13 protein-coding genes are annotated in these 20,772 nt (G+C 75.0%); 11 read left to right on the top strand and 2 right to left on the bottom strand.

Annotated features, from left to right (window positions below; genetic code table 11):
- Positions 1 to 20 precede the first annotated feature (20 nt).
- The 4 genes from ACZ6Z8_RS09225 (at position 21) to ACZ6Z8_RS09210 (ending at position 8,562) form a co-directional block, all read left to right on the top strand.
- Positions 21 to 398 carry an MGMT family protein gene (locus ACZ6Z8_RS09225; RefSeq protein WP_465607773.1) on the top strand — a complete coding sequence of 126 codons (378 nt, stop codon included), beginning with the start codon at positions 21 to 23 and terminating at the stop codon, positions 396 to 398.
- 85 nt (positions 399 to 483) lie between these two features.
- Positions 484 to 3,897: an ATP-dependent helicase gene (locus tag ACZ6Z8_RS09220; RefSeq protein WP_465607771.1), complete on the top strand. Its 3,414-nt coding sequence runs from the start codon at positions 484 to 486 to the stop codon at positions 3,895 to 3,897.
- Between the two features lie 57 nt (positions 3,898 to 3,954).
- Positions 3,955 to 7,182, top strand: coding sequence for a UvrD-helicase domain-containing protein (locus tag ACZ6Z8_RS09215; protein ID WP_465607769.1), 3,228 nt, complete (start codon positions 3,955 to 3,957; stop codon positions 7,180 to 7,182).
- 195 nt (positions 7,183 to 7,377) lie between these two features.
- Positions 7,378 to 8,562, top strand: a complete 1,185-nt coding sequence (locus tag ACZ6Z8_RS09210; RefSeq protein WP_465607767.1) for a PP2C family protein-serine/threonine phosphatase — start codon at positions 7,378 to 7,380, stop codon at positions 8,560 to 8,562.
- A 65-nt stretch (positions 8,563 to 8,627) separates the two neighbouring features.
- On the opposite strand, the gene ACZ6Z8_RS09205 is transcribed toward ACZ6Z8_RS09210, so the two are convergent.
- On the bottom strand, positions 8,628 to 9,599 hold the full coding sequence (locus ACZ6Z8_RS09205; RefSeq protein WP_465607765.1) for an endonuclease/exonuclease/phosphatase family protein: 972 nt from the start codon (positions 9,597 to 9,599) through the stop codon (positions 8,628 to 8,630).
- A gap of 67 nt (positions 9,600 to 9,666) precedes the next feature.
- Between ACZ6Z8_RS09205 and ACZ6Z8_RS09200 the strand changes: the two genes are divergently transcribed.
- From ACZ6Z8_RS09200 to ACZ6Z8_RS09175, 6 genes are all read left to right on the top strand, one after another.
- Complete coding sequence (locus tag ACZ6Z8_RS09200; RefSeq protein WP_465607763.1) at positions 9,667 to 10,299, top strand: PadR family transcriptional regulator; 633 nt, start codon at positions 9,667 to 9,669, stop codon at positions 10,297 to 10,299.
- A gap of 82 nt (positions 10,300 to 10,381) precedes the next feature.
- The gene (locus ACZ6Z8_RS09195) at positions 10,382 to 11,146 is read left to right on the top strand and encodes an ABC transporter ATP-binding protein (RefSeq protein WP_465607761.1); all 765 of its coding nucleotides are present in this window, start codon (positions 10,382 to 10,384) and stop codon (positions 11,144 to 11,146) included.
- Positions 11,143 to 13,998: an FtsX-like permease family protein gene (locus ACZ6Z8_RS09190; protein WP_465607759.1), complete on the top strand. Its 2,856-nt coding sequence runs from the start codon at positions 11,143 to 11,145 to the stop codon at positions 13,996 to 13,998. The genes ACZ6Z8_RS09195 and ACZ6Z8_RS09190 overlap by 4 nt, the downstream gene beginning before the upstream one ends.
- 217 nt (positions 13,999 to 14,215) lie before the next feature.
- Complete coding sequence (locus ACZ6Z8_RS09185; protein WP_465607758.1) at positions 14,216 to 15,619, top strand: dipeptidase; 1,404 nt, start codon at positions 14,216 to 14,218, stop codon at positions 15,617 to 15,619.
- Positions 15,620 to 15,818: 199 nt separating this feature from the next.
- Positions 15,819 to 16,760, top strand: a complete 942-nt coding sequence (nudC, locus tag ACZ6Z8_RS09180) for an NAD(+) diphosphatase (protein ID WP_402812404.1) — start codon at positions 15,819 to 15,821, stop codon at positions 16,758 to 16,760.
- Positions 16,761 to 17,031: 271 nt separating this feature from the next.
- A complete protein-coding gene (locus ACZ6Z8_RS09175; RefSeq protein WP_465607755.1) occupies positions 17,032 to 17,871 on the top strand; it encodes a GntR family transcriptional regulator in 840 nt (279 codons plus the stop codon).
- A 36-nt stretch (positions 17,872 to 17,907) separates the two neighbouring features.
- On the opposite strand, the gene ACZ6Z8_RS09170 is transcribed toward ACZ6Z8_RS09175, so the two are convergent.
- Entirely contained in the window at positions 17,908 to 18,165 is a 258-nt protein-coding gene (locus ACZ6Z8_RS09170) for a mycoredoxin (protein ID WP_465607753.1), read from the bottom strand.
- Between the two features lie 317 nt (positions 18,166 to 18,482).
- Here ACZ6Z8_RS09170 and ACZ6Z8_RS09165 point away from each other — a divergent pair, with 317 nt between their 5' ends.
- Positions 18,483 to 20,651, top strand: coding sequence for an ATP-dependent DNA helicase UvrD2 (locus ACZ6Z8_RS09165; RefSeq protein ID WP_465608419.1), 2,169 nt, complete (start codon positions 18,483 to 18,485; stop codon positions 20,649 to 20,651).
- Positions 20,652 to 20,772 lie beyond the last annotated feature (121 nt).

The raw sequence follows: 20,772 nt of genomic DNA, 5'->3' as shown, positions 1-20,772 counted from the left end.
ACACGTCCCTGTAAGGAAGAATGCCGCAGGTGACGGACGTAACAGACGACGGCGTCCCGGGCGCCCTACCACCGTTCGCCGAACTGGTGCTCGACCTGACCGAGCGGATTCCACCCGGCAGGGTGATGACCTACGGCGACGTCGCCGAGTACCTCGGCCAGGGCGGCCCCCGGCAGGTCGGGCGGGTGATGGCCCTGTACGGCGGCTCGGTGCCCTGGTGGCGGGTCGTCCGCGCCGACGGCCGCCTCCTGCCCGGGCACGAACACCGCGCCCTCGCCCACTACGGCGAGGAGGGCACCCCGCTGCGCGAACTCGCCGACCCGCCCCGGGTGGACCTGGGGCGGGCCCGCTGGGACGGCGAGGAGATTTCACCGAACCCCGCGCGCCGACGTGATTGACGGGGCAGGATCGTAGGCTCGATGCGGGCGGGCCCCGACGGGCCCGCCCCGGCCATGCCCCTCCGCTCCACCCAGGACCTTGTTCGTGAGTTCCCCCTACCGGCTCGTGCGCAGCCCGCTCGTCCAGCCCGACCCGCCCGTGCTGGACGACTACCAGCGCGCCGTGGTCGAGCACACCGGCGGCCCGCTGCTCGTCCTCGCCGGACCGGGCACGGGCAAGACCACCACCCTCGTCGAGGCGGTCGCCCGCCGCATCCAGGACGGCACCGACCCCGAGCGGATCCTCGTCCTCACCTTCAGCCGCAAGGCCGCCGTGGAACTGCGCGACCGGATGTCCGGCCGGCTCGGCGGCTCCGCCGCCGCCCCGCAGGCCACCACCTTCCACTCCTTCTGCTACGCCCTGCTGCGCGCCCACCAGGAACCGGAGGACTACGCCGAACCGCTGCGGCTGCTCTCCGGCCCCGAACAGGACGTCATGGTCCGCGAACTGCTGGCCGGCGGCGCCGAGGACGCCAGGCGCGCGGAGTCGACCGGCGGCTCCGCCGCGGGCACCCGCATCCAGTGGCCGCTCGACCTGCGCGCCTGCCTGACCACCCGCGGCTTCGCCGACGAGGTCCGCGCCGTCCTCGCCCGCAGCCGCGAACTCGGCCTCGGCGAGGCCGAACTCGAACGCTTCGCCCGCCGCGTCCAGCGCCCCGACTGGGTCGCGGCCGCGCACTTCCTCGCCGACTACCTCGACGTGCTCGACCTGCGCGGCGTCCTCGACTACGCCGAACTCGTCCACCGCGCCGTCCTGCTCGCCGAACGCCCCGAGGTCGGCGAACGGCTCCGCGAGCGCTACCAGGTCGTCTTCGTCGACGAGTACCAGGACACCGACCCCTCCCAGGTCCGGCTGCTGCGCCAGCTCGCCGGCGGCGGACGCGACCTGGTGGCCGTCGGCGACCCCGACCAGTCGATCTACGCCTTCCGCGGCGCCGACATCAACGGCATCCTCGACTTCCCCCAGACCTTCCGGCAGGCCGACGGCAGCCCCGCCGACGTCAAGGTGCTGCGGGTCTCCCGCCGCTCCGGCGCCGTCCTGCTCGCCGCCTCCCGCGAACTCGCCCGCCGGATGCCGATGGGCCGGCTGCCCGCCGACAAGCTCGCCCAGCACCGCGCCCTGCTGCCCTCCCGCGAGGGCGGCCGGGTCGAGGTCTACACCTACCCCACCCCCGGCGCCGAACTCGACTCGATCGCCGACCTGCTGCGCCGCGCCCACCTGGAGGACGGCGTGCCCTGGGGCGAGATGGCCGTCCTGGTCCGGGCCGGCGCCCGCTCCATCCCCGGCGTGCGCCGGGCCCTCGGCGCGGCCGGCGTCCCGCTGGAGATCGACGGCGACGACCTGCCGCTGCGCGAGGAACCCGCCGTCGCCCAGCTGCTGCTCGCCCTGCGGGTCTGCGCCGAGCAGGCCGCCCGCGACAAGCGGGGCGACCCGGACGCCCCCGACCCGCTCACCACCGACCTGGCCCACACCCTGCTGACCGGCCCGCTCGGCGGCCTCGACGGCTCCGACCTGCGCCGCCTCGGCCGCGCCCTGCGCGAGGAGGAGCGGGCCGCCCTGCGCGCCCGCCCGAGCGGCTCCCCGGGCGCCCGGGCGGGCGCCTCCCCGAGCGCTTCCCCAGGCGTCTCGGCGGGCGTCGAAGACCGCCCCGCCGCCCCGCGCCCGGCCGGCGAGCTGATCCGCGAGGCCCTCGCCGAACCCGAACGCCTGATCGCCCTCGACCCGGCGATCGCCCGCCGCGCCCGCGACCTGGGCACGCTGCTGCGCAAGGTCCGCGAACTGCTGGCCGGCGGCTGCACCGCCGAGGAGGCCCTCTGGGAACTGTGGGACGGCAGCCGCCGCTGGCGCGAACGCCTGGAGCGGGCCGCCCTGCGCGGCGGCGCCGCCGGCCGCAACGCCGACCGCGACCTGGACGCGCTGTGCGCCCTGTTCGAGACCGCCGCCCGCGCCGAGGAACAGGTCACCGGGCACCGCAGCGCCCTCGACCTGCTCGCCGAACTCGAAGCCCAGGACATCGCCGCCGACACCCTCACCGTCCGCACCGTCCGCCCCGAGGCGGTACGGCTGATGACCGCCCACCGCTCCAAGGGCCTGGAATGGCGCCTGGTCGTCGTCGCCGGCGTCCAGGACGGCCTCTGGCCCGATCTGCGCCGCCGCGGCTCCCTGCTGGAGGCCGACCGGATCGGCCGCGACGGCCTCGCCGAACCGCTCTCCCCGGCCGCCCTGCTCGGCGAGGAACGCCGCCTCTTCTACGTCGCCGCCACCCGCGCCAAGGAACGGCTGATCGTCACCGCCGTCAAGGCCCCCGCCGACGACGGCGACGAACCCTCCCGCTTCCTGCGCGAGCTCTACCGCGAGGACGTCGACCCGCGCACCGGCAAGACCGTGCGCCGAACCCCGCCCGTCACCGTCGAGGACATCACCCACCGCCCGCGCCGCCCCCTCTCGGTCGCCGCCCTGGTCGCCGAACTGCGCGCCGTCACCGTCGACCCCGCCCGCTCGCCCGAACTGCGCCGCGCCGCCGCCGAACGCCTCGCCGTCCTCGCCTGCGCCGCCGACGAGGACGGCCTGCCGCTGGTGCCCGCCGCCCACCCCGACCGCTGGTGGGGCCTGGACGACCCCACCGCCGCCCCCGAGCCGCTGCGCAGCGCCGACGCGCCCGTACGGCTGTCCGGCAGCGGCCTGGAGCAGCTGGAGAACTGCTCGCTGCAGTGGTTCCTGGACAAGGAGGTCAGGGCCCGCGGGGCCGGCACCGCCGCCCAGGGCTTCGGCAACGTGGTGCACGCCCTCGCCGACGAGGTCGGCTCCGGCCGCACCCCCGCCGACCTCGCCGTCCTCATGGCCCGCCTGGACACCGTCTGGGACGCCCTCGCCTTCGACGCCCCCTGGAAGTCCCACCAGGAGAAGACCGAGGCCCGCGCCGCCCTGGAGCGCTTCCTCAACTGGCACGTCCTGGAACGCGGCCGCGACCTCGTCGCCACCGAGCACGGCTTCGACGTCACCCTCGACGTCGGCGGCGTCTCGGTGCGCATCCGCGGCTCCATGGACCGGATCGAGAAGGACCACGCCGGACGCGCCTACGTCGTCGACTTCAAGACCGGCAAACAGATCCCCACCGACAAGTCGCTGCCCGAGCACAAGCAGCTCGCCGTCTACCAGCTCGCCGTCCGGGCCGGCGCCCTCAACGAGCTCCCCGGCTTCACCGAACGGCCCCCGGCCACCGGCGGCGCCGAACTCGTCCACCTGCGCGAGGCCGCCGCCAAGGCCGCCCCGGACGCCCCCAAGGTGCAGCGGCAGGAGCCGCCCGAGGGCGAACCGTGGATCGAGAACCTGCTCGCCGAGGCCGCCGGCAAGGTCCTCGCCGAACGCTTCGTCCCGCAGACCGGCGGCGGCTGCGACCGCTGCGCGTTCCGCCGCAGCTGCTCCGCCCAGCGCGACGGTGCCCAGCTGGTGGAGTAGCCGGGGTCACGCCCGCCGGGCGCCCGGAGCGTCGGTCCCGCCCGTTAACGTTGCGGGGTGACCGCCGTGCTCAGCCATCCCGACCAGCTCAAGGAGCTGCTGGGCATCCCGTTCAACCGGGAACAGATGGCGGCCATCGGCGCCCCCCTCGCCCCCGCCGTCATCGTGGCCGGCGCCGGCTCCGGCAAGACCACCGTGATGGCCGCCCGGGTCGTCTGGCTGGTCGGCTCCGGCGCCGTACGCCCCGAGGAGGTGCTCGGCCTCACCTTCACCAACAAGGCCGCCGGCGAACTCGCCGAACGCGTCCGCACCGCGCTGCTGCGCGCCGGAGTCGCCGACCGGGACGACGCCGAACCCCTCGGCGAACCCGAGATCTCCACCTACCACGCCTTCGCCGGCCGCCTGCTCAAGGAACACGGCCTGCGCATCGGCATAGAACCGGACGTGCGGCTGCTCGCCGACGCCACCCGCTTCCAGCTCGCCGCCAAGGTGCTGCGCACCGCCCGCGGCCCCTTCCCCGCCCTCACCGGCACCTTCACCAACCTGGTCGCCGACCTCACCGCCCTGGACGGCGAACTCGCCGAGCACCTGGTCGAGCCCGCCGCGCTGCGCGCGTACGACGAGGAACTGCTCGACACCCTCGCCACCGTCAAGCTGAGCAACGACGACCTGCGGGCCGTCCCCGCCACCGCCCGCGCCCGGCTGGAACTGCTGCGCCTGGTCGAGGACTACCGCCGCCGCAAGCAGGCCGCCGGACTGATGGACTTCGGCGACCAGATAGCCGCCGCCGCCCGCCTCGCCCAGCAGCGCCCCGAGGTCGGCGCCCTGCTGCGCGGCCAGTTCAAGGTCGTCCTGCTCGACGAGTACCAGGACACCTCCGTCGCCCAGCGGCTCATGCTCGCCGGCCTCTTCGGCGCGGGCCCGGACGGCACCGGGACCGGCCACCCGGTGACCGCCGTCGGCGACCCCTGCCAGGCCATCTACGGCTGGCGCGGCGCCTCCGTCGCCAACCTCGACGACTTCCCCCGGCACTTCCCGAAGGCCGACGGCCGCCCCGCCGACCGCTACGCGCTCAGCGAGAACCGCCGCAGCGGCGGACGCCTGCTCGCCTTCGCCAACGAACTCGCCGCCCCGCTGCGGGCCGTGCACGAGGGCGTCGAGGCGCTGCGCCCGGCCCCCGGCGCCGAACAGGACGGCTACGTGCGGGCCGCGCTGCTGCCCACCCACGCCGAGGAGGTCGACTGGCTCGCCGACTCGATCGCCCACCTGGTGCGCACCGGCACCGCGCCCGGCCGGATCGCCGTGCTGTGCCGGGGCGGCGCGGCCTTCCCGGACATCCACGCCGCGCTGGTCGCCCGCGAGGTGCCGGTCGAGGTGGTGGGCCTCGGCGGGCTGCTGCACCTGCCCGAGGTGGCCGACCTGGTGGCGGTCTGCGAGGTGCTGCAGGACCCGACCGCCAATGCCGCCCTGGTGCGCCTGCTGGTCGGCCCGCGCTGGCGGATCGGCCCGCGCGACCTCGCCCTGCTCGGCCGCCGGGCCGCCGAACTGGTGCGCACCGAGCGCCCCGAGGGCGTGGAGGCGCTGGCCGCGGCCGTCGCCGAGGCCGACCCGACCGAGGTGGTGTCGCTCGCCGACGCGGTGGAGACCTTCCTGACCTCCTCGACCGGTGAGCAGGGGGACCAGCCGGACGACCTGCCGTTCTCCGCCGAGGCCAGGGTGCGCTTCGCCCGGCTCGCCGCCGAACTGCGCGAGCTGCGCCGCTCGCTCGCCGACCCGCTGATGGACGTGCTGCACCGGGTGCTGACCGTCACCGGCCTGGAGGTCGAGCTCGCCGCCTCCCCGCGGGCCCTGGCCGCCCGGCGCCGGGAGACCCTGCACGCCTTCCTGGACGTCGCCGCCTCCTTCGCCGACCTGGACGGCGACCCGGGCCTGGCCGCCTTCCTCGGCTTCCTGCGGGCGGCCCAGGAGTACGAGCGCGGCCTGGACAGCAGCCTGCCCGGCGGCGAGGACACCGTGAAGGTGCTCACCGCGCACAAGTCCAAGGGCCTGGAGTGGGACGTGGTGGCCGTCCCCGGCCTGGTGAAGGGCGCCTTCCCGTCCGGCACCGCGCGCGAACGCTGGACCAGCACCAAGCGGGTGCTCCCGCACGCCCTGCGCGGCGACGCCGCCACCCTGCCCGACGTGCGCGGCGGCTGGACGGGCAAGTCGATGGCGGCGTTCAAGAAGGAGCTGGCCGAGCACTCCGGCACCGAGGAACTGCGCCTGGGCTACGTCGCGTTCACCCGCCCCCGCTCCCTGCTGCTGGCCTCCGGGCACTGGTGGGGCCCGAGCCAGAAGACCGTCCGCGGCCCGTCCGCCTTCCTGGAGCAGCTGCGCGCCCACTGCGAGCGGCCCGGCGCCGGCGAGGTCGAGCACTGGGCCGAGCAGCCGGAGAAGGGCGCGGTGAACCCGGCGCTGGCCACCGCCGTCGAACGCCCCTGGCCGCTGCCGCTGGACCCGGCCGCCCAGCACGCCCGCCGCCGGGTCGCCGAGGTGGTGCGCGCCCGGGCGGCCGGAGCGCCCGCCCCCGAACCGGAGCCGATGGCGGCCGAGGACCAGCGCCAGGTCGCCTCCTGGGACCGCGACCTCACCGCGCTGCTGGGCGAGTTGGAGCGCTCCCGGCGCACCGCCCGGGAGGTTCCGCTGCCGCCCGCGCTGTCCGCCACCCAGCTGCTGCGGCTGGCCGCCGACCCCGACGGCTTCGCCCGCGACCTGGCCCGCCCGATGCCGCGCCCCCCGCAGCCCGCCGCCCGGCGCGGCACCCGCTTCCACGCCTGGGTGCAGTCCCGGATCGAGCCGCTGCTGCTGATCGAGCCCGACGCGCTGCCCGGCGCCGACGACGACGGCATCGAGGACGAGCAGGACCTGGAGCGGCTCAAGGAGGCGTTCCTGCGCACCCCGTACGCCCAGCGCAGGCCCCACCGGGTGGAGGCGCCGTTCCAACTGGTGCTCGCGGGGCGGGTGGTGCGCGGCCGGATCGACGCGGTCTACCGGGACGGTGACGGGGTGACGGAATCCGGCGGTGCGTCACGCTACGAAGTGGTGGACTGGAAGACCCACCGCGAGGAGACCGCCGACCCGCTGCAGCTCGCGGTCTACCGGCTCGCCTGGGCCGAGCAGGCGGGCGTCGATCCCGAGCAGGTCACGGCTTCGTTCCTGTACGTCCGCAGCGGACGGATCGTGCGTCCGGAACGACTTCCCGACCGAAAAGAGTTGGAACGGCTCCTGATCGGGAACAGTGACTAATGAGTCACGCAGAGCATCCAAGTCATCACGTCGACGCCCGAAACCTGTGCGTCGTGCACGTTTCGCGCCTATTGTGGGGTCGGTAACCGGTCAACCCCCGTGCTCCGGCCGCCAGCGAGGCCCGTATTCCCTGACCCTCAGTCATCACCGCAGGTGCCCCCCGGGCATCGGCGCCTTCTGCTGGAGAGACCGAAGTTGAGCGCGACCGGATGGATCAGAGAGCGGTTCACCGGGCCGACCCCGGGACCCGCACCGGGCACGACCGGCACCTGGCCGAGGACGGCGCTCGCGCTGCCCTTCATCGGCATGGCGCTGATCGTCGCCCTCGACCACCTCAGCGGCACCGGGGTGACGGTCGAACCCGCCCTCACCGCGGTGCCCGCGCTGGCCGCCGTGGTCAGCCACCGCACCTGGTACCCGCTCGCCATCGGCCTGTGCACCGAGGCGGCGGCGTTCCTGATGGCCTTCCGCAGTGACACGCTCGGCGAGTCCGTGCACGCCGCCAGCGTCATCGCGATCCTGCTGGTCGCCACGATCGGCTGGGTCAGCGCCACCCTGAGACTGCGCCAGGAACGCGCCTTGGCCGACGCCCAGCTGGTCGCCTCGATCGCCCGCCGGGTGCTGCTGCGGCCCGTCCCCGAACGGGTCGGCAGCGTGCGCGCCGCCGTCCACTACGAGGCCGCCGCCGCCCACGCCCGCATCGGCGGCGACCTGTACGAGGTCGTCAACACCCGGCACGGAGTCCGGGCCGTGGTCGGCGACGTGCGGGGCAAGGGCCTCGGCGCGGTCGAGACCGCCGCCGCCGTCCTCGGCGCCTTCCGCGAGGCCGCCCACCAGGAGCCCGCCCTCGACCGGGTGGCCGGCTGGCTGGCCGACAGCCTCGACCGCGCCCTGCACGAGAACGACCACCCCGGCGTGGAGGAGGAGTTCGTCACCCTCGTCCTGATCGGGGTGCGGCCCGACGGCACCGCCGAACTCGTCAACTGCGGCCACCCCTCGCCGCTGCTGCTGCGCGGCGGACTGGTCCGCCCGCTCGAACTCGCCGAGACCGTACCGCCGCTGGGCGTCCTCGACCCGGCCGACGTCCACCCCCCGGTGCACCGGGTCCCGCTGCACGGCGACGACCGGGTGCTGCTGTTCACCGACGGGGTGATCGAGGCCCGCGACCGCTCCGGCGCCTTCTACCCGCTCGCCGACCGCTTCCCGCGGTGCGCCGACGGCCGCCCCGCCGACGTCCTCCAGCGCCTCCACGAGGACGTGGTGCGCCACGTCGGCCGCCAGCTCGGCGACGACGCGGCGATGCTGCTGCTGCAGTACGACCCCACCCCGCCCGCGATCGCCCACCTGCCCGAGCAGGCGGGCGTCCTGACGAACCACTAGAACCGCCCGGGACCGCCCCCGGGCCGCCCGGAACCACCCCCGGAACCACCTGGGGCCGCCTGGGACTACAGCGAGACCCGCACCAGCAGCGGCCGGTGGTCCGACACCGCGGCGCGCGGCGCCGCCGCCGGACCCACCGCCGCGCGCGGCACCCCCACCGCCAGCACGTGGTCGAACTGCACCGCCGGCCGGTGCGAGGGATAGGTCGGCGTGCTCGCCAGGTCGTACCAGCCCTGCAGCCGGGTCCGCGGCTCGCGCACCCGCCGCCGGCGCGGCTCCACCGCCGCCCGCCTGGCCCGCCGGACCGCCCGCAGCTCCCGCACCCGCACCCGCGGCGCCGTGCGCTCCAGCGCCGTCGCCCCGCCGAGCACCGTGCGCGGCACCGCGCCCACCAGGTTGAAGTCCCCCAGCACCAGGTGCGGCTGCGGCAGGTCGGCGATCCAGCGCCGGATCCCGGCCAGCTGCGCCATGTTCCAGCCCGGCACGAAGGACAGGTGCGCGGCCACCACGGTGAACGGTCCGCGCTCGCCCTCCAGCACCGCCGCCAGCGCCGCCCGCGGCTCGTCCGGCACCGGGGTCAGCCCCCGCCGCCCGGCCACCCGCAGCGGCAGCCCGAACGGCGCCGGCGCGAAGCGCCGGGCCCGCCAGTGCCGCACCGGCAGCCGGGTCAGCAGCGCCGTCCCGTACGAGGGCGGGGCGCCGTCGCCGACCTCGCCCGGCCCGTACACCCGCAGGCCGTTCGGCCCGGACGGGTCCGGCACCCAGCCCGCCACCGGCGCCGGGCGCCCGTGCAGCGCGGCGGCGAAGCGCCAGTCGCCCGCGCCCATCGCCCCGGCCGCCACCGCCGCCTGGTCGGTGCCGCCCGAGCGCGGCTGGTGCCGGTCCACCTCCTGCAGGGCCAGGACGTCGGCGTCCAGCGCGGCGATCGCCTCGGCCAGCGGGGCCCCCGCGTCGGCCGGGTAGGGCCGCGGCGCGCCGTCCGCGGCGAGCGGCTGACCGTGCAACAGGTTGAAGGTGGCGATGCGCAACTGGCTCACACCGCACGACGGTACCCGAGGGGGCGCGGCTTGAGGCCGCAGGGCATACCGGGTATACATACTGAGTATGTCCATCCGCCACGGTCTGCTCGCCCTGCTCGACCAGGGCCCCCGCTACGGCTACCAACTGCGCACCGAGTTCGAGGCGCGCACCGGCGCCACCTGGCCGCTCAACGTCGGACAGGTCTACACCACGCTGTCTCGGCTGGAACGCGACGGCCTGGTCGAAGCCGCCGGAGAGGACGAGGAGGGCCACCAGTTCTACGCCGTCACCGACGCCGGCCGCGCCGAACTGCGCGCCTGGTTCGACACCCCGGTGCCCCGGACCAGCCCCCCGCGCGACGAACTGGCGATCAAGCTCGCCATGGCCGTGACCGTCCCCGGAGTGGACGTCTCCGCCGTCGTCCAGGGCCAGCGCCGGCACAGCATCAAGGCCCTCCAGGACTACACCCGGCTCAAGGGCCGCGCCCTCGCCGGCGAAACCGGACCCGGCACCGTGCCCTCCGAGGGCAACGACCTCGCCTGGCTGCTCGTCCTCGACCAGCTGATCTTCCAGACCGAGGCCGAGATCCGCTGGCTCGACCACTGCGAGACCCGGCTCGCCCAGCAGGCCGAACTCCAGCAGACCCGCGCCGCCGAGGCCGCCCGCGACGGCGCCGCCAAGAAGCCCGGCCGGCTCGGCCGCCGCACCCGCGCCTGAGACCGGCCCTCGGGCAACCACCCGATCCACAAGGGCCCGGCGTCCCGAACGCCCGGCCCGCACCCAGTACTAGGGGGGAACCGTGTCCCACACCGACCAGTCCCGGCAGGCGCCGGTACTGCACCTGGAGGACGTCACCCGCGTCCACGGCCAGGGCGCCGCCGAGGTCCAGGCCCTGCGCGGCGTCGACCTCAAGGTCCACCCCGGCGAGTTCGTCGCCGTCATGGGCCCCTCCGGCTCCGGCAAGTCCACCCTGCTCACCCTCGCCGGCGGCCTCGACACCCCGACCACCGGCCAGGTCCTGGTCGAAGGCGTCGCCCTCGGCACCCTCACCCGCAAGAAGCTCGCCCAGGTCCGCCGCCGCTCCATCGGCTACGTCTTCCAGGACTACAACCTGATACCGGCCCTCACCGCCGCCGAGAACATCTCACTGCCCCGCGAACTCGACGGCGTCTCCGCCCGCGCCGCCCGCCGCGAGGCCCTCGCCGCCCTGGAGGAACTCGGCATCCCCGAACTCGCCGACCGCTTCCCCGACGACATGTCCGGCGGCCAGCAGCAGCGCGTCGCCATCGCCCGCGCCCTGATCGGCGACCGCCGCCTCGTCCTCGCCGACGAACCCACCGGCGCCCTCGACTCCACCACCGGCGAAGCCGTCCTCGCCGTCCTGCGCGCCCGCTGCGACGCCGGCGCCGCCGCCATGATGGTCACCCACGAAGCCCGCCACGCCGCCTGGGCCGACCGCGTCGTCTTCCTGCGCGACGGCCGCATGGTCGACGAGTCCGTCAGCCAGGACGCCGCCAGCCTCCTCGTCAGCGCCGCCGCCAACAGCAGGAAGGTGGACGAGTGAAGCCCGGAGCCTGGCGGCTCGCCCTGCGCATCGCCCGCCGCGACGCCCTGCGCGCCAAGGGCCGCAGCGCCCTGGTGATCGCCATGGTCGCGCTGCCCGTCCTCGGCGTCACCGGCGCCGACGTGTTCTTCCGCAGCGCCACCCTCGAACCCGCCGAACGCGTCGTGCGGACCATGGGCCGGGCCGACGGCCAACTCCAGATGGTCGAGCGCGGAGCCTCCGTCAAACAGGCCCCCGACCCGGGTGACCAGGCCTACATGGTCTTCGACCCCAAGTACGAGGCCAAGGACGGCGCCGCCCCGCAGTACACCCCCGCGCAGCAGCGCTCCCGCGACACCGAACCCGCCCTGCTCGCCCGGCAGTTGCTGCCGCCCGGCAGCACCCTGGTGCCCGAACCCCAAGGCCCGGACACCGCGGCCAGCAGCACCGAGGGCCTGCTCACCACCCGCACCGGCGAAGCCGACCTGACCGACCCCGTCTGGCACGGCCGGCTCGACGTGGTCGAGGGCAGCGCCCCCACCAACGACCAACAGGCCGCCGTCACCCGCGAGTTCCTCAACCGCTCCGGCCTGCGGATCGGCGACCGCACCACCGTCCGCGGCCTGGAATCCACCCCCTTCACCATCACCGCCGTCGTCGAGCACCCCGACGACCTCAAGGGCACCGAACTCATCGCCCGCCCCGGCACCCTGATCGGAAAGCTCCCCGAGACCTCCGGCCACGGCACCGCCTCCACCACCCGCTGGCTGGTCAAGCTCCCCGCCGGCGCCACCCTCGACTGGGCGAAGGTCACCGAACTCAACGGCTACGGCTTCGTCCTGGCCTCCCGCAGCGTCATCCTCGACCCGCCGGCCCGCGCCGACGTCCCCTACTACGTCGAGATGGACCGGATCCGCAGCGACAGCGGCACCGCCCTGCTCGACCGCACCTACGTCGTCATCCTCGCCACCGTCGTCGGCATGGCCCTGCTGGAGATCGTCCTCCTCGCGGGCCCCGCCTTCGCCGTCGGGGCCCGACGCTCACGGCGCCAGCTCGGCCTGCTCGCCGCCGCGGGCGGTGACCGCGCCAACGTCCGCGCGGTCGTCCTCGGCGGCGGAGTCGTCCTCGGCCTCACCGGCGCCGCCATCGGCCTCGCCCTCGGCATCGGCCTCGTCGCCCTGCTGCGCACCCGGGCCGAGGAGTACTCCGGCGCCCGCTTCGGCCACTTCAACCTCCAACCGCTCGACCTGCTCGGCGTGCTCCTGGTCGGCCTCGTCACCGGACTGCTCGCCGCCGTCGTACCCGCCGTCCAGGCCTCCCGCCAGGACGTCGTCTCCGCCCTCACCGGCCGCGACTCGCTCAAGCCGCCGAGCCGAAAACTCGCCCTGCTCGGCCTGCTGATGCTCCTCGCCGGCGCCGCCCTCGCCCTCATCGGCGCGACCAGCGGCTTCTCCAGCCGCACCCTCGCCGTCCTCGGCGGCTCGCTCCTCGCCGAACTCGGCATGGTCGCCCTCACCCCCTACCTGGTCGGCCTGTTCGGCAAGCTCGGCCGCTGGCTCTCGCTCGGCCCCCGGCTCGCCCTGCGCGACTCCGTCCGCCACCGCGGCCGCACCGCACCCGCCGTCGCCGCCGTGATGGCCGCCGTCGCCGGCTCCGTCGCCGTCAACGTCTACATCGCCAGCTACGACGAGCAGTACCGCCGCGAGTACGTCGCCGCCGGCCCGCCCGGCGCCGTCATCCTCGGCACCGGCTACGGCACCGGCCCCGAGACCAAACTGCTGCCGCAGATGCGCGACACCGTCGAACGCAGCATCTCCGGCCTCGGCCCCCGGGCCGACGTCTCCCACGTCGACTACAAGGGCGACTGCCAGGACGGCAACTCCTGCGGCTACGTCGAGGTCTTGCCGCCCAAGGAACGGCGCTGTCCGGTCTTCGACCGCGACGTCCCCGCCGGCCCCGACGAGATCAAGCGCGCGATGAGTACCGACCCGCGCTGCCAGATCCACGAACGGCGCGGCAGCCAGTACGGCGACCTCACCGCCGGCGACGCCACCCTGCTGCGCAACCTGTACGGCGTCACCGACCCGGCCGCCGGCCAGGCCCTCACCGCCGGCAAGGCCGTGGTCTTCGACCCGCGCTACTTCAAGGACGGCAAGGTCGTCCTGCGGTTCAGCGAGCCCACCACCACGGGCGCCGGCGGCACCCGCGCCAAGCCCAGGACCGTCGAGACCACCGTCGACGCCGTCCTCGCCCCCTCCGCGGTGCCGGCCCCCGGGCAGATCGTGGTGACCCCGGACACCGCCACCCGGCTCGGCTTCACCACCCGGCCGGCCGGCTCGGTCTGGCTCCCCGGGGCCGCGCCCTCCGACAGCGAGCAGCAGAAGGCCGACGGCGCCCTCGGCAAGCTCACCGACCACACCGTCCTCAGCGTCGAACGCGGCTACCAGTCCAGGGCCGGACTCATCGGCCTCGGCCTGGCCGGCTTCGCCGGACTCGTCGCCCTCGGCGCGGCCGGCATCGCCACCGGACTCGCCGCCGCCGACTCCCAGCGCGACCTCACCACCCTCGCCGCCGTCGGCGCGGAACCGCGCATCCGCCGCTCGCTGTCCGGCTTCCAGTGCGGCGTCATCGCCGCCATGGGCACCCTGCTCGGCGTCGTCTGCGGCCTCCTGCCGGCCGTCGCCCTGCGCAAGGTCCAGGGCCTCGCGGCCGACTACCCCGGCCTCAGCCCCGAGGAGCTCGCCGACAAGTCGTCCGTGGTCCTGCCCTGGCCCACCATCGCCGCCACCGTCGTGGTGCTGCCGCTGCTCGCGGCGGCCCTGGCCGCGCTGCTCACCCGCTCGCGGATGTCGCTGCTGCGCCGCACCGGCTGAGGGCGGCGGCCGCCGCCGGGTGTGCCCCGCCACCCCTGTCACCCCCGTCGCCCGTCACCCTCCGGCACCCCCGCCGGCGCGACCCGTCGCGGCGGGGGTGACGGCCGTCGCGGGAGCGGCGGAAGCGGCGGGGGTGACGGAGGTTACAGCCCCCAACGGCGTCCGGCACCCGCAGGGCCGGGGCGGGCACCCACACGGGCGAACTACAGTCGTCGGTATGACGAGAACCCCGGACAGCGCCGTCCGCTCCTTCATCGACCAGCACCAGGCCGCCTTCCTCGCCGACCTCTCCGAGTGGCTGGCCATCCCCTCGGTCTCCGCGGACCCCGAGCTGGCCGGCGACGTGCGCCGCTCCGCCGAGTGGCTGGCCGCAAAGCTGAGCGGGACCGGCTTCCCGGTCGCCGAGGTGTGGGAGACCGACGGGCTGCCCGCGGTGTTCGCCGAGTGGCCGTCCGGGGACCCGTCCGCGCCGACCGTCCTGGTCTACGGGCACCACGACGTGCAGCCCGCCGCCAAGGAGGACGGCTGGGACACCGAGCCCTTCACCCCGACCGTGGTCGGCGAGCGGCTGTACGCGCGCGGCGCGGCCGACGACAAGGGCCAGGTCTTCTTCCACACCCTCGGAGTGCGCGCCCACCTGGCCGCCACCGGCCGCACCGCGCCGGCCGTCAACCTCAAGCTGCTGATCGAGGGAGAGGAGGAGTCCGGCTCGCCGCACTTCGCCGACCTGGTCCGGCGCGAGGCCGAGCGGCTGGCCGCCGACGTGGTGATCATCTCCGACACCGGCATGTGGTCCGAGACCACCCCGACCGTGTGCACCGGCATGCGCGGCCTCGCGGACGCCCAGCTCGACCTGTACGGGCCGGACACCGACATCCACTCCGGCTCCTTCGGCGGCGCCGTCCCCAACCCGGCCCAGGTCGCGGCCGAACTGGCCGCCGCCCTGCACGACGACGACCGCAGGGTCGCGATCCCGGGCTTCTACGACGGGATCGTGGAGCTGACCGAGCGCGAGCGCGAACTGTTCGCCGAACTGCCCTTCGACGAGGCGCAGTGGCTGCGCGTCGCCAAGTCGTACGGCACCCGCGGGGAGGCCGGCTACTCCACCCTGGAGCGGGTCTGGGCCCGTCCGACCGCCGAGGTCAACGGCATCTGGGGCGGCTACACCGGCCCCGGCGGCAAGACCATCGTGCCGTCCTCGGCCCACCTCAAGCTGTCCTTCCGGCTGGTCGCCGGGCAGGAGGTGGAGAAGGTCCGCGAGGCCGTCCGGGCGTGGGTCGCCGAGCGGGTGCCCGAGGGCATCCGGTACGAGCTGGTCTTCCCGGGCGCGACCCGGCCCTGCCTGACCCCGCTGGACCACCCGGCGCTGCGGTCCACCGTCCGCGCGATGGGCCGCGCCTTCGGGCAGAAGATCCTCTTCACCCGCGAGGGCGGCTCCGGCCCCGCCGCCGACCTGCAGGACGTGCTGGGCGCGCCGGTGCTGTTCCTCGGCATCTCGGTGCCCTCGGACGGCTGGCACTCGGTCAACGAGAAGGTCGAGCTGGACCTGTTGGCCAAGGGTGTCGAGACCGCCGCGTACCTGTGGGGCGACCTGGCCGAGAACTTCCGGCCCGGCGCGTGAGCCCGCGCGCTGTGGGCCCGTGGGCTGTGCCCATGCGCTGTGGGCCCATGCGCTGTGGGCCCGCGCGCTGTGGGCCCGCGAGTCGGGCCCCCCGAGCCGGGGACCCGCGCGCTGCGGGCCCCTTCCGCTCCGGGCCCTTTCGCGCACATCGCAGTCAGATCACTCATCCGGATGATTCACCACGTGGGGATGGAACGAAGTGAGCACCGTGCCTGAGACCGAGCGCCCGCAGGCCCTGGCCCTGGCCAGGGCGGGGGTGGACCGGGCCGCCGAGCACCGGTTCGACGAGCCCTGGCTGGCCGCCGCCTGGAGCCACCCCGCCACCCGGGTCCTGCCGATCGCCGGCGGCGAGGCCTTCGTCGTCGACACGGCGCAGGGCACCGAGCTCGTCCTGCTGCCGTCCTTCGAGGCGCCGCAGACCGGTGACCGCTACTTCCTCGGCACCGACGAGGACGGCGTCTCCTACTTCGCGCTGGCCGGCGAGAGCCTGCCCGGCCGGCTGGACGGAGACGCCCGCCCGGCCGGACTGCGCGAGGTCGGCGCGCTGCTGTCCGACCGCGACGCCGGCCTGCTGGTGCACGCCGTCGCCCTGGAGCACTGGCACCGGCTGCACAGCTTCTGCTCGCGCTGCGGCCACCCGACCGAGAAGGCCGGCGCCGGGCACGTGCGGCGCTGCACCTCCTGCGCGGCCGAGCACTACCCGCGCACCGACCCGGCGGTGATCATGGTGATCACCGACGAGCAGGACCGCTGCCTGCTCGGCCGCCAGGCGCTGTGGCCGGAGGGCCGCTGGTCCACGCTGGCCGGCTTCGTCGAGCCGGGGGAGTCGATCGAGCAGGCGGTGGCCCGCGAGGTGCAGGAGGAGGCGGGGGTGCGGGTCGGCGAGGTCCGCTACGTCGCCAGCCAGCCCTGGCCGTTCCCGTCCAGCCTGATGCTCGGCTTCACGGGCAAGGCCCTGCCCGGCGGCACCGACATCACCGTGGACGGCGAGGAGCTGGCCGAGGCGCGCTGGTTCTCCCGTGAGGAGCTGCGCGCCGGGATGGAGGCGGGCGAGATCCTGCCGCCCTCCGGCATCTCGATCGCCCGCCACCTGGTCGAACTCTGGTACGGCGAGCGGCTGCCGTCGGCGGCGCGCTGGTAGTTCCGTACGAATTCCCGGGCGGCCGCGGGGAGTCCCGGGCGGTTCCGGTGAGTTCGGTGCGGTTCCGCATGCAGGGGGGCGCGTGGCTTATGCCGCGCGCCCCCGCTTTTCCCTCCCCGCCCGTCCCGAATCCACCACGACCGGCTGTTCGTGGCCGGACGGGCCAGTTCTGCTACCGCCGGACCCTCCGAGGCCCCCACCGCCGACCCGCGCGGACGACATTGCCGGAAACGGCTGAAACCGCGTCACCGCGCTCGCTACATTCACTCGGGTGACAATCCCCCGGGGCACCGCCCAATCCCCCAAATACCAGCGCCTCGCCGCCGACCTGCGCCGCCGGATCGCCGAGGGCGAGTTCACCTCCGACGCCGCCCTCCCGGTCGAGAGCGAACTGGAGCGCCAGTACGGCGTCGCCCGCAACACCGTCCGGCTCGCCGTCGACGTCCTGGTCAACGAAGGCCGCCTCGTCCGCCTCCAGGGCAAGGGCACCTACCTGCGCGAACACCCGGTCCTCGACCACCACGCCTACGGGCCCACCCTGCCCCCGGCGCCCCGCGACTGCCTCGCCGCGCCCTCCGCGGTCTACCTCGGCGAAGCCGACGAAGCCGGGCGCGAACTCAGCACCGACTTCGAGATGATGATCGTCCGGGCCCGCGTCGACATCGCCGAACGCCTCGGACTGCGCCCCGGCGAGGCCATCGTCGTCCGCCGCCAGCTGCGCCTGCTCGACCGCGAGCCGTACTCCATCGAGGAGAGCCACTACCGGGCCGGCCTCGCCGCCGGCACTCCGCTGATGGAACCCGACCCCGTCGAGGGCGGGGACGAAGCCGTCCTCGCCGCCCTCGGCCGCACCGAGATCGGCGCCGTCGACCACCTCGTCGCCCGGATGCCCGGCCCCGAGGAGGCCCAGTGGTTCCAGGGCGGCCCCGGCGTCCCGCTCATGGTCCAGACCCGGGTCACCTACGACCGGCGCGGCCCCGTCCGGGTCATCGAGACCCGCTACTCGGCCGACCGCAGCCGGCTCGTCTACGGCATCGGCGACCTCGGCGCGCGCACCACCCTGCCCGCCCCCGCCGCTCCCGTCGACCCGGCCCGGGCCGACGCGCCGTGAGGCGCGCCGACGCCGGCCGGCCGTCCCGGCGCCAGATCAGGCGGCCAGGGCCTTCTTGACCTGGATCAGGCTCGGGTTCGTCATCACGACCTGCTCGCCGCCGCCCACCGGCTGGACCAGCACCGTCGGCACCGTCTGGTTGCCGTTGTTCACCGACTCCACGAAGGCGGCCGACGCCGGGTCCTCCTCGATGTTGATCTCGGTGTAGCCGATGCCTTCACGGTCCAGCTGGCTCTTGAGTCGGTTGCAGTACCCACACCAGGTCGTGCTGTACATCGTCACGCTGCCGGACATCGAGGGAGCTCCTTCGAAAGAGGGGTTCGTACGTTCTCACAGCCGCAACGTCCACCGGGCGGCCGGCATTCCGGCAACCCCACCGGGGTACCGGGTGCAACCACCGGGGCGACCACCGGGCCGACGCGGAAACGGACGGGGCGATGCGGAGGGATCATCCTGCGATCACACCGGGCCTGTGGACAACCCCGCCGTCGTTGTCCCAGCGGGCTGAGAGGATGGAACGCATGCAGGAAGACCTCTTGAGCGGCAGCCCGTACGACGCCCCCCACGGCTCCCCCTGGGCCGACCCCGGCGCCGCCACCGGCCCCGACGCCGTGCTCGCCGGGCTCGACCCCGAACAGCGCGCCGTCGCCACCGCCCTGCACGGCCCCGTCTGCGTCCTCGCCGGCGCCGGCACCGGCAAGACCCGCGCCATCACCCACCGCATCGCCTACGGCGTGCGCAGCGGGGTCTACCAGCCCGCACAGGTCCTCGCCGTCACCTTCACCGCCCGCGCCGCCGGCGAGATGCGCGGCCGGCTGCGCCAGCTCGGCGCCGACGGCGTCCAGGCCCGCACCTTCCACGCCGCCGCCCTGCGCCAGCTCCAGTACTTCTGGCCCCGCGCCGTCGGCGGCCCCGTGCCCCAGCTCCTCGAACGCAAGGTCCAGCTCGTCGCCGAAGCCGCCGGCCGCTGCGGACTGCGCGTTCAGCGCACCGAACTGCGCGACCTCACCGCCGAGATCGAATGGGCCAAGGTCACCCAGACCGGCCCCGACGACTACCCCGCCGCCGTCGCCAAGTCTGGCCGCGAAGCCCCCCGCGACCCCGCCGAGACCGCCCAGGTCTACCGCGTCTACGAGGAGACCAAGAGCCGCCGCGGCACCATCGACTTCGAGGACGTCCTGCTCCTCACCGCCGCCATCCTGGAGGACCGCCCCGACATCGCCGACCAGGTCCGCAACCAGTACCGGCACTTCACCGTCGACGAGTACCAGGACGTCTCCCCGCTCCAGCAGCGCCTGCTCGACCAGTGGACCGGCCCCGGCGGCGGCGCCAGCCTCTGCGTCGTCGGCGACGCCAGCCAGACCATCTACTCCTTCACCGGCGCCACCCCGGACTACCTGCTGAATTTCCGCAGCCGCCACCCCGAGGCCACCGTCGTCAAACTCGTCCGCGACTACCGCTCCACCCCCCAGGTCGTCCACCTCGCCAACGGACTGCTCGCCCAGGCCCGCGGCGAGGCCGCCCGCCACCGCCTCGAACTCGTCTCCCAGCGCGAGGCCGGCCCCGAACCCGTCTACACCGAGTACGAGGACGAACCCACCGAGGCCGAGACCACCGCCCGCCGGATCAAGGACCTCCTCGCCACCGGCGTGCGCGCCAGCGAGATCGCCGTCCTGTTCCGCACCAACGGCCAGTCCGAGGTCTACGAACAGGCCCTCGCTGACCTCGGCGTCCCCTACCAGCTCAAGGGCGCCGAACGGTTCTTCGAACGCCCCGAGGTCCGCGACGCCGGCGTCCTGCTGCGCGGCGCCGCCCGCGCCGCCGCCGACCCGCTCACCGCCGGCGCCCCCGACCTCGCCGGCCAGGTCCGCGCCGTCCTCGCCAGCCGCGGCTTCACCCCCGAACCGCCCGCCGGCTCCGGCGCCGTCCGCGACCGCTGGGAATCCCTCGCCGCCCTCGTCCGCCTCGCCGAGGAGTTCGAGCGCACCCGCACCGCCGAGGGCCTCGGCACCGACCTCGCCGCCTACGTCGCCGAACTCGACGCCCGCGCCGCCGCCCAGCACGCCCCCGCCGTCGAAGGCGTCACCCTCGCCTCCCTGCACGCCGCCAAGGGCCTCGAATGGGACGCCGTCTTCCTCGTCGGCCTCACCGAGGGCACCCTGCCGATCATCTACGCCAAGACCGACGAACAGATCGAGGAGGAACGCCGCCTCCTCTACGTCGGCGTCACCCGCGCCCGCAAGCACCTCAGCCTCTCCTGGGCCCTCTCCCGCTCCCCGGGCGGCCGCGCCTCCCGCAAGCCCAGCCGCTTCATGGACGGGCTGCGTCCCGGCTCCTCCGCCCCGGGCGCGCGCACCGGCGCGCGGGGCGGGCGGGGGAGCGTCGAGCTCGGCGAGCGCTCGGCCGCCCGACGGGCCCGCGGCCCGGTCAAGTGCCGGGTCTGCGACAAGCCGCTCACCGACGCCGTCGAACGCAAGCTGCGCCGCTGCGAGGACTGCCCGTCCACGATGGACGAGGCGCTGTACGAGCGGCTGCGCGAGTGGCGCGCCCGGCAGGCGAAGGCGCAGGGTGCCCCGGCGTACGTGGTGTTCACCGACGCGACCCTGATGGCGATCGCCGAGGACGTGCCCGCCAGCCGCCAGGAACTGGCCCTGATCTCGGGGGTCGGCGCCATGAAGCTGGACAAGTACGGGTCCGCCGTGCTCTCGTTGTGCGCGGGGGAGGAGCCCGAGGAGGATCCGGACGGCGTCGAGGACGACGGTCCGGTCGATCCGGCGTGAGCCGGCACGGGCGCGGTCCAGGGGACTGCTCGGGGGACTTCACAACCGCTGCGGAACGTCGTGGCGAGCGCCGCGGGACGTCGTGGCGACCGCCGCGGGACGTCGCGCGGATCGTGCCGCG

The organism is Kitasatospora sp. NPDC101108 (genome assembly GCF_055584725.1).
Note: the sequence above shows the minus strand (reverse complement) of the source record. Positions and strands in the feature narration are given on the sequence as shown.

What these genes read in the sequence shown, in the direction of transcription:
- ACZ6Z8_RS09225 (WP_465607773.1), top strand. Translation starts at nt 21, where the DNA reads ATGCCGCAGGTGACGGACGTAACAGACGACGGCGTCCCGGGCGCCCTA.
- ACZ6Z8_RS09200 (WP_465607763.1), top strand. Translation starts at nt 9,667, where the DNA reads ATGTCCATCCGCCACGGTCTGCTCGCCCTGCTCGACCAGGGCCCCCGC.
- ACZ6Z8_RS09185 (WP_465607758.1), top strand. Translation starts at nt 14,216, where the DNA reads ATGACGAGAACCCCGGACAGCGCCGTCCGCTCCTTCATCGACCAGCAC.
- ACZ6Z8_RS09170 (WP_465607753.1), bottom strand. Translation starts at nt 18,165, where the DNA reads ATGTCCGGCAGCGTGACGATGTACAGCACGACCTGGTGTGGGTACTGC.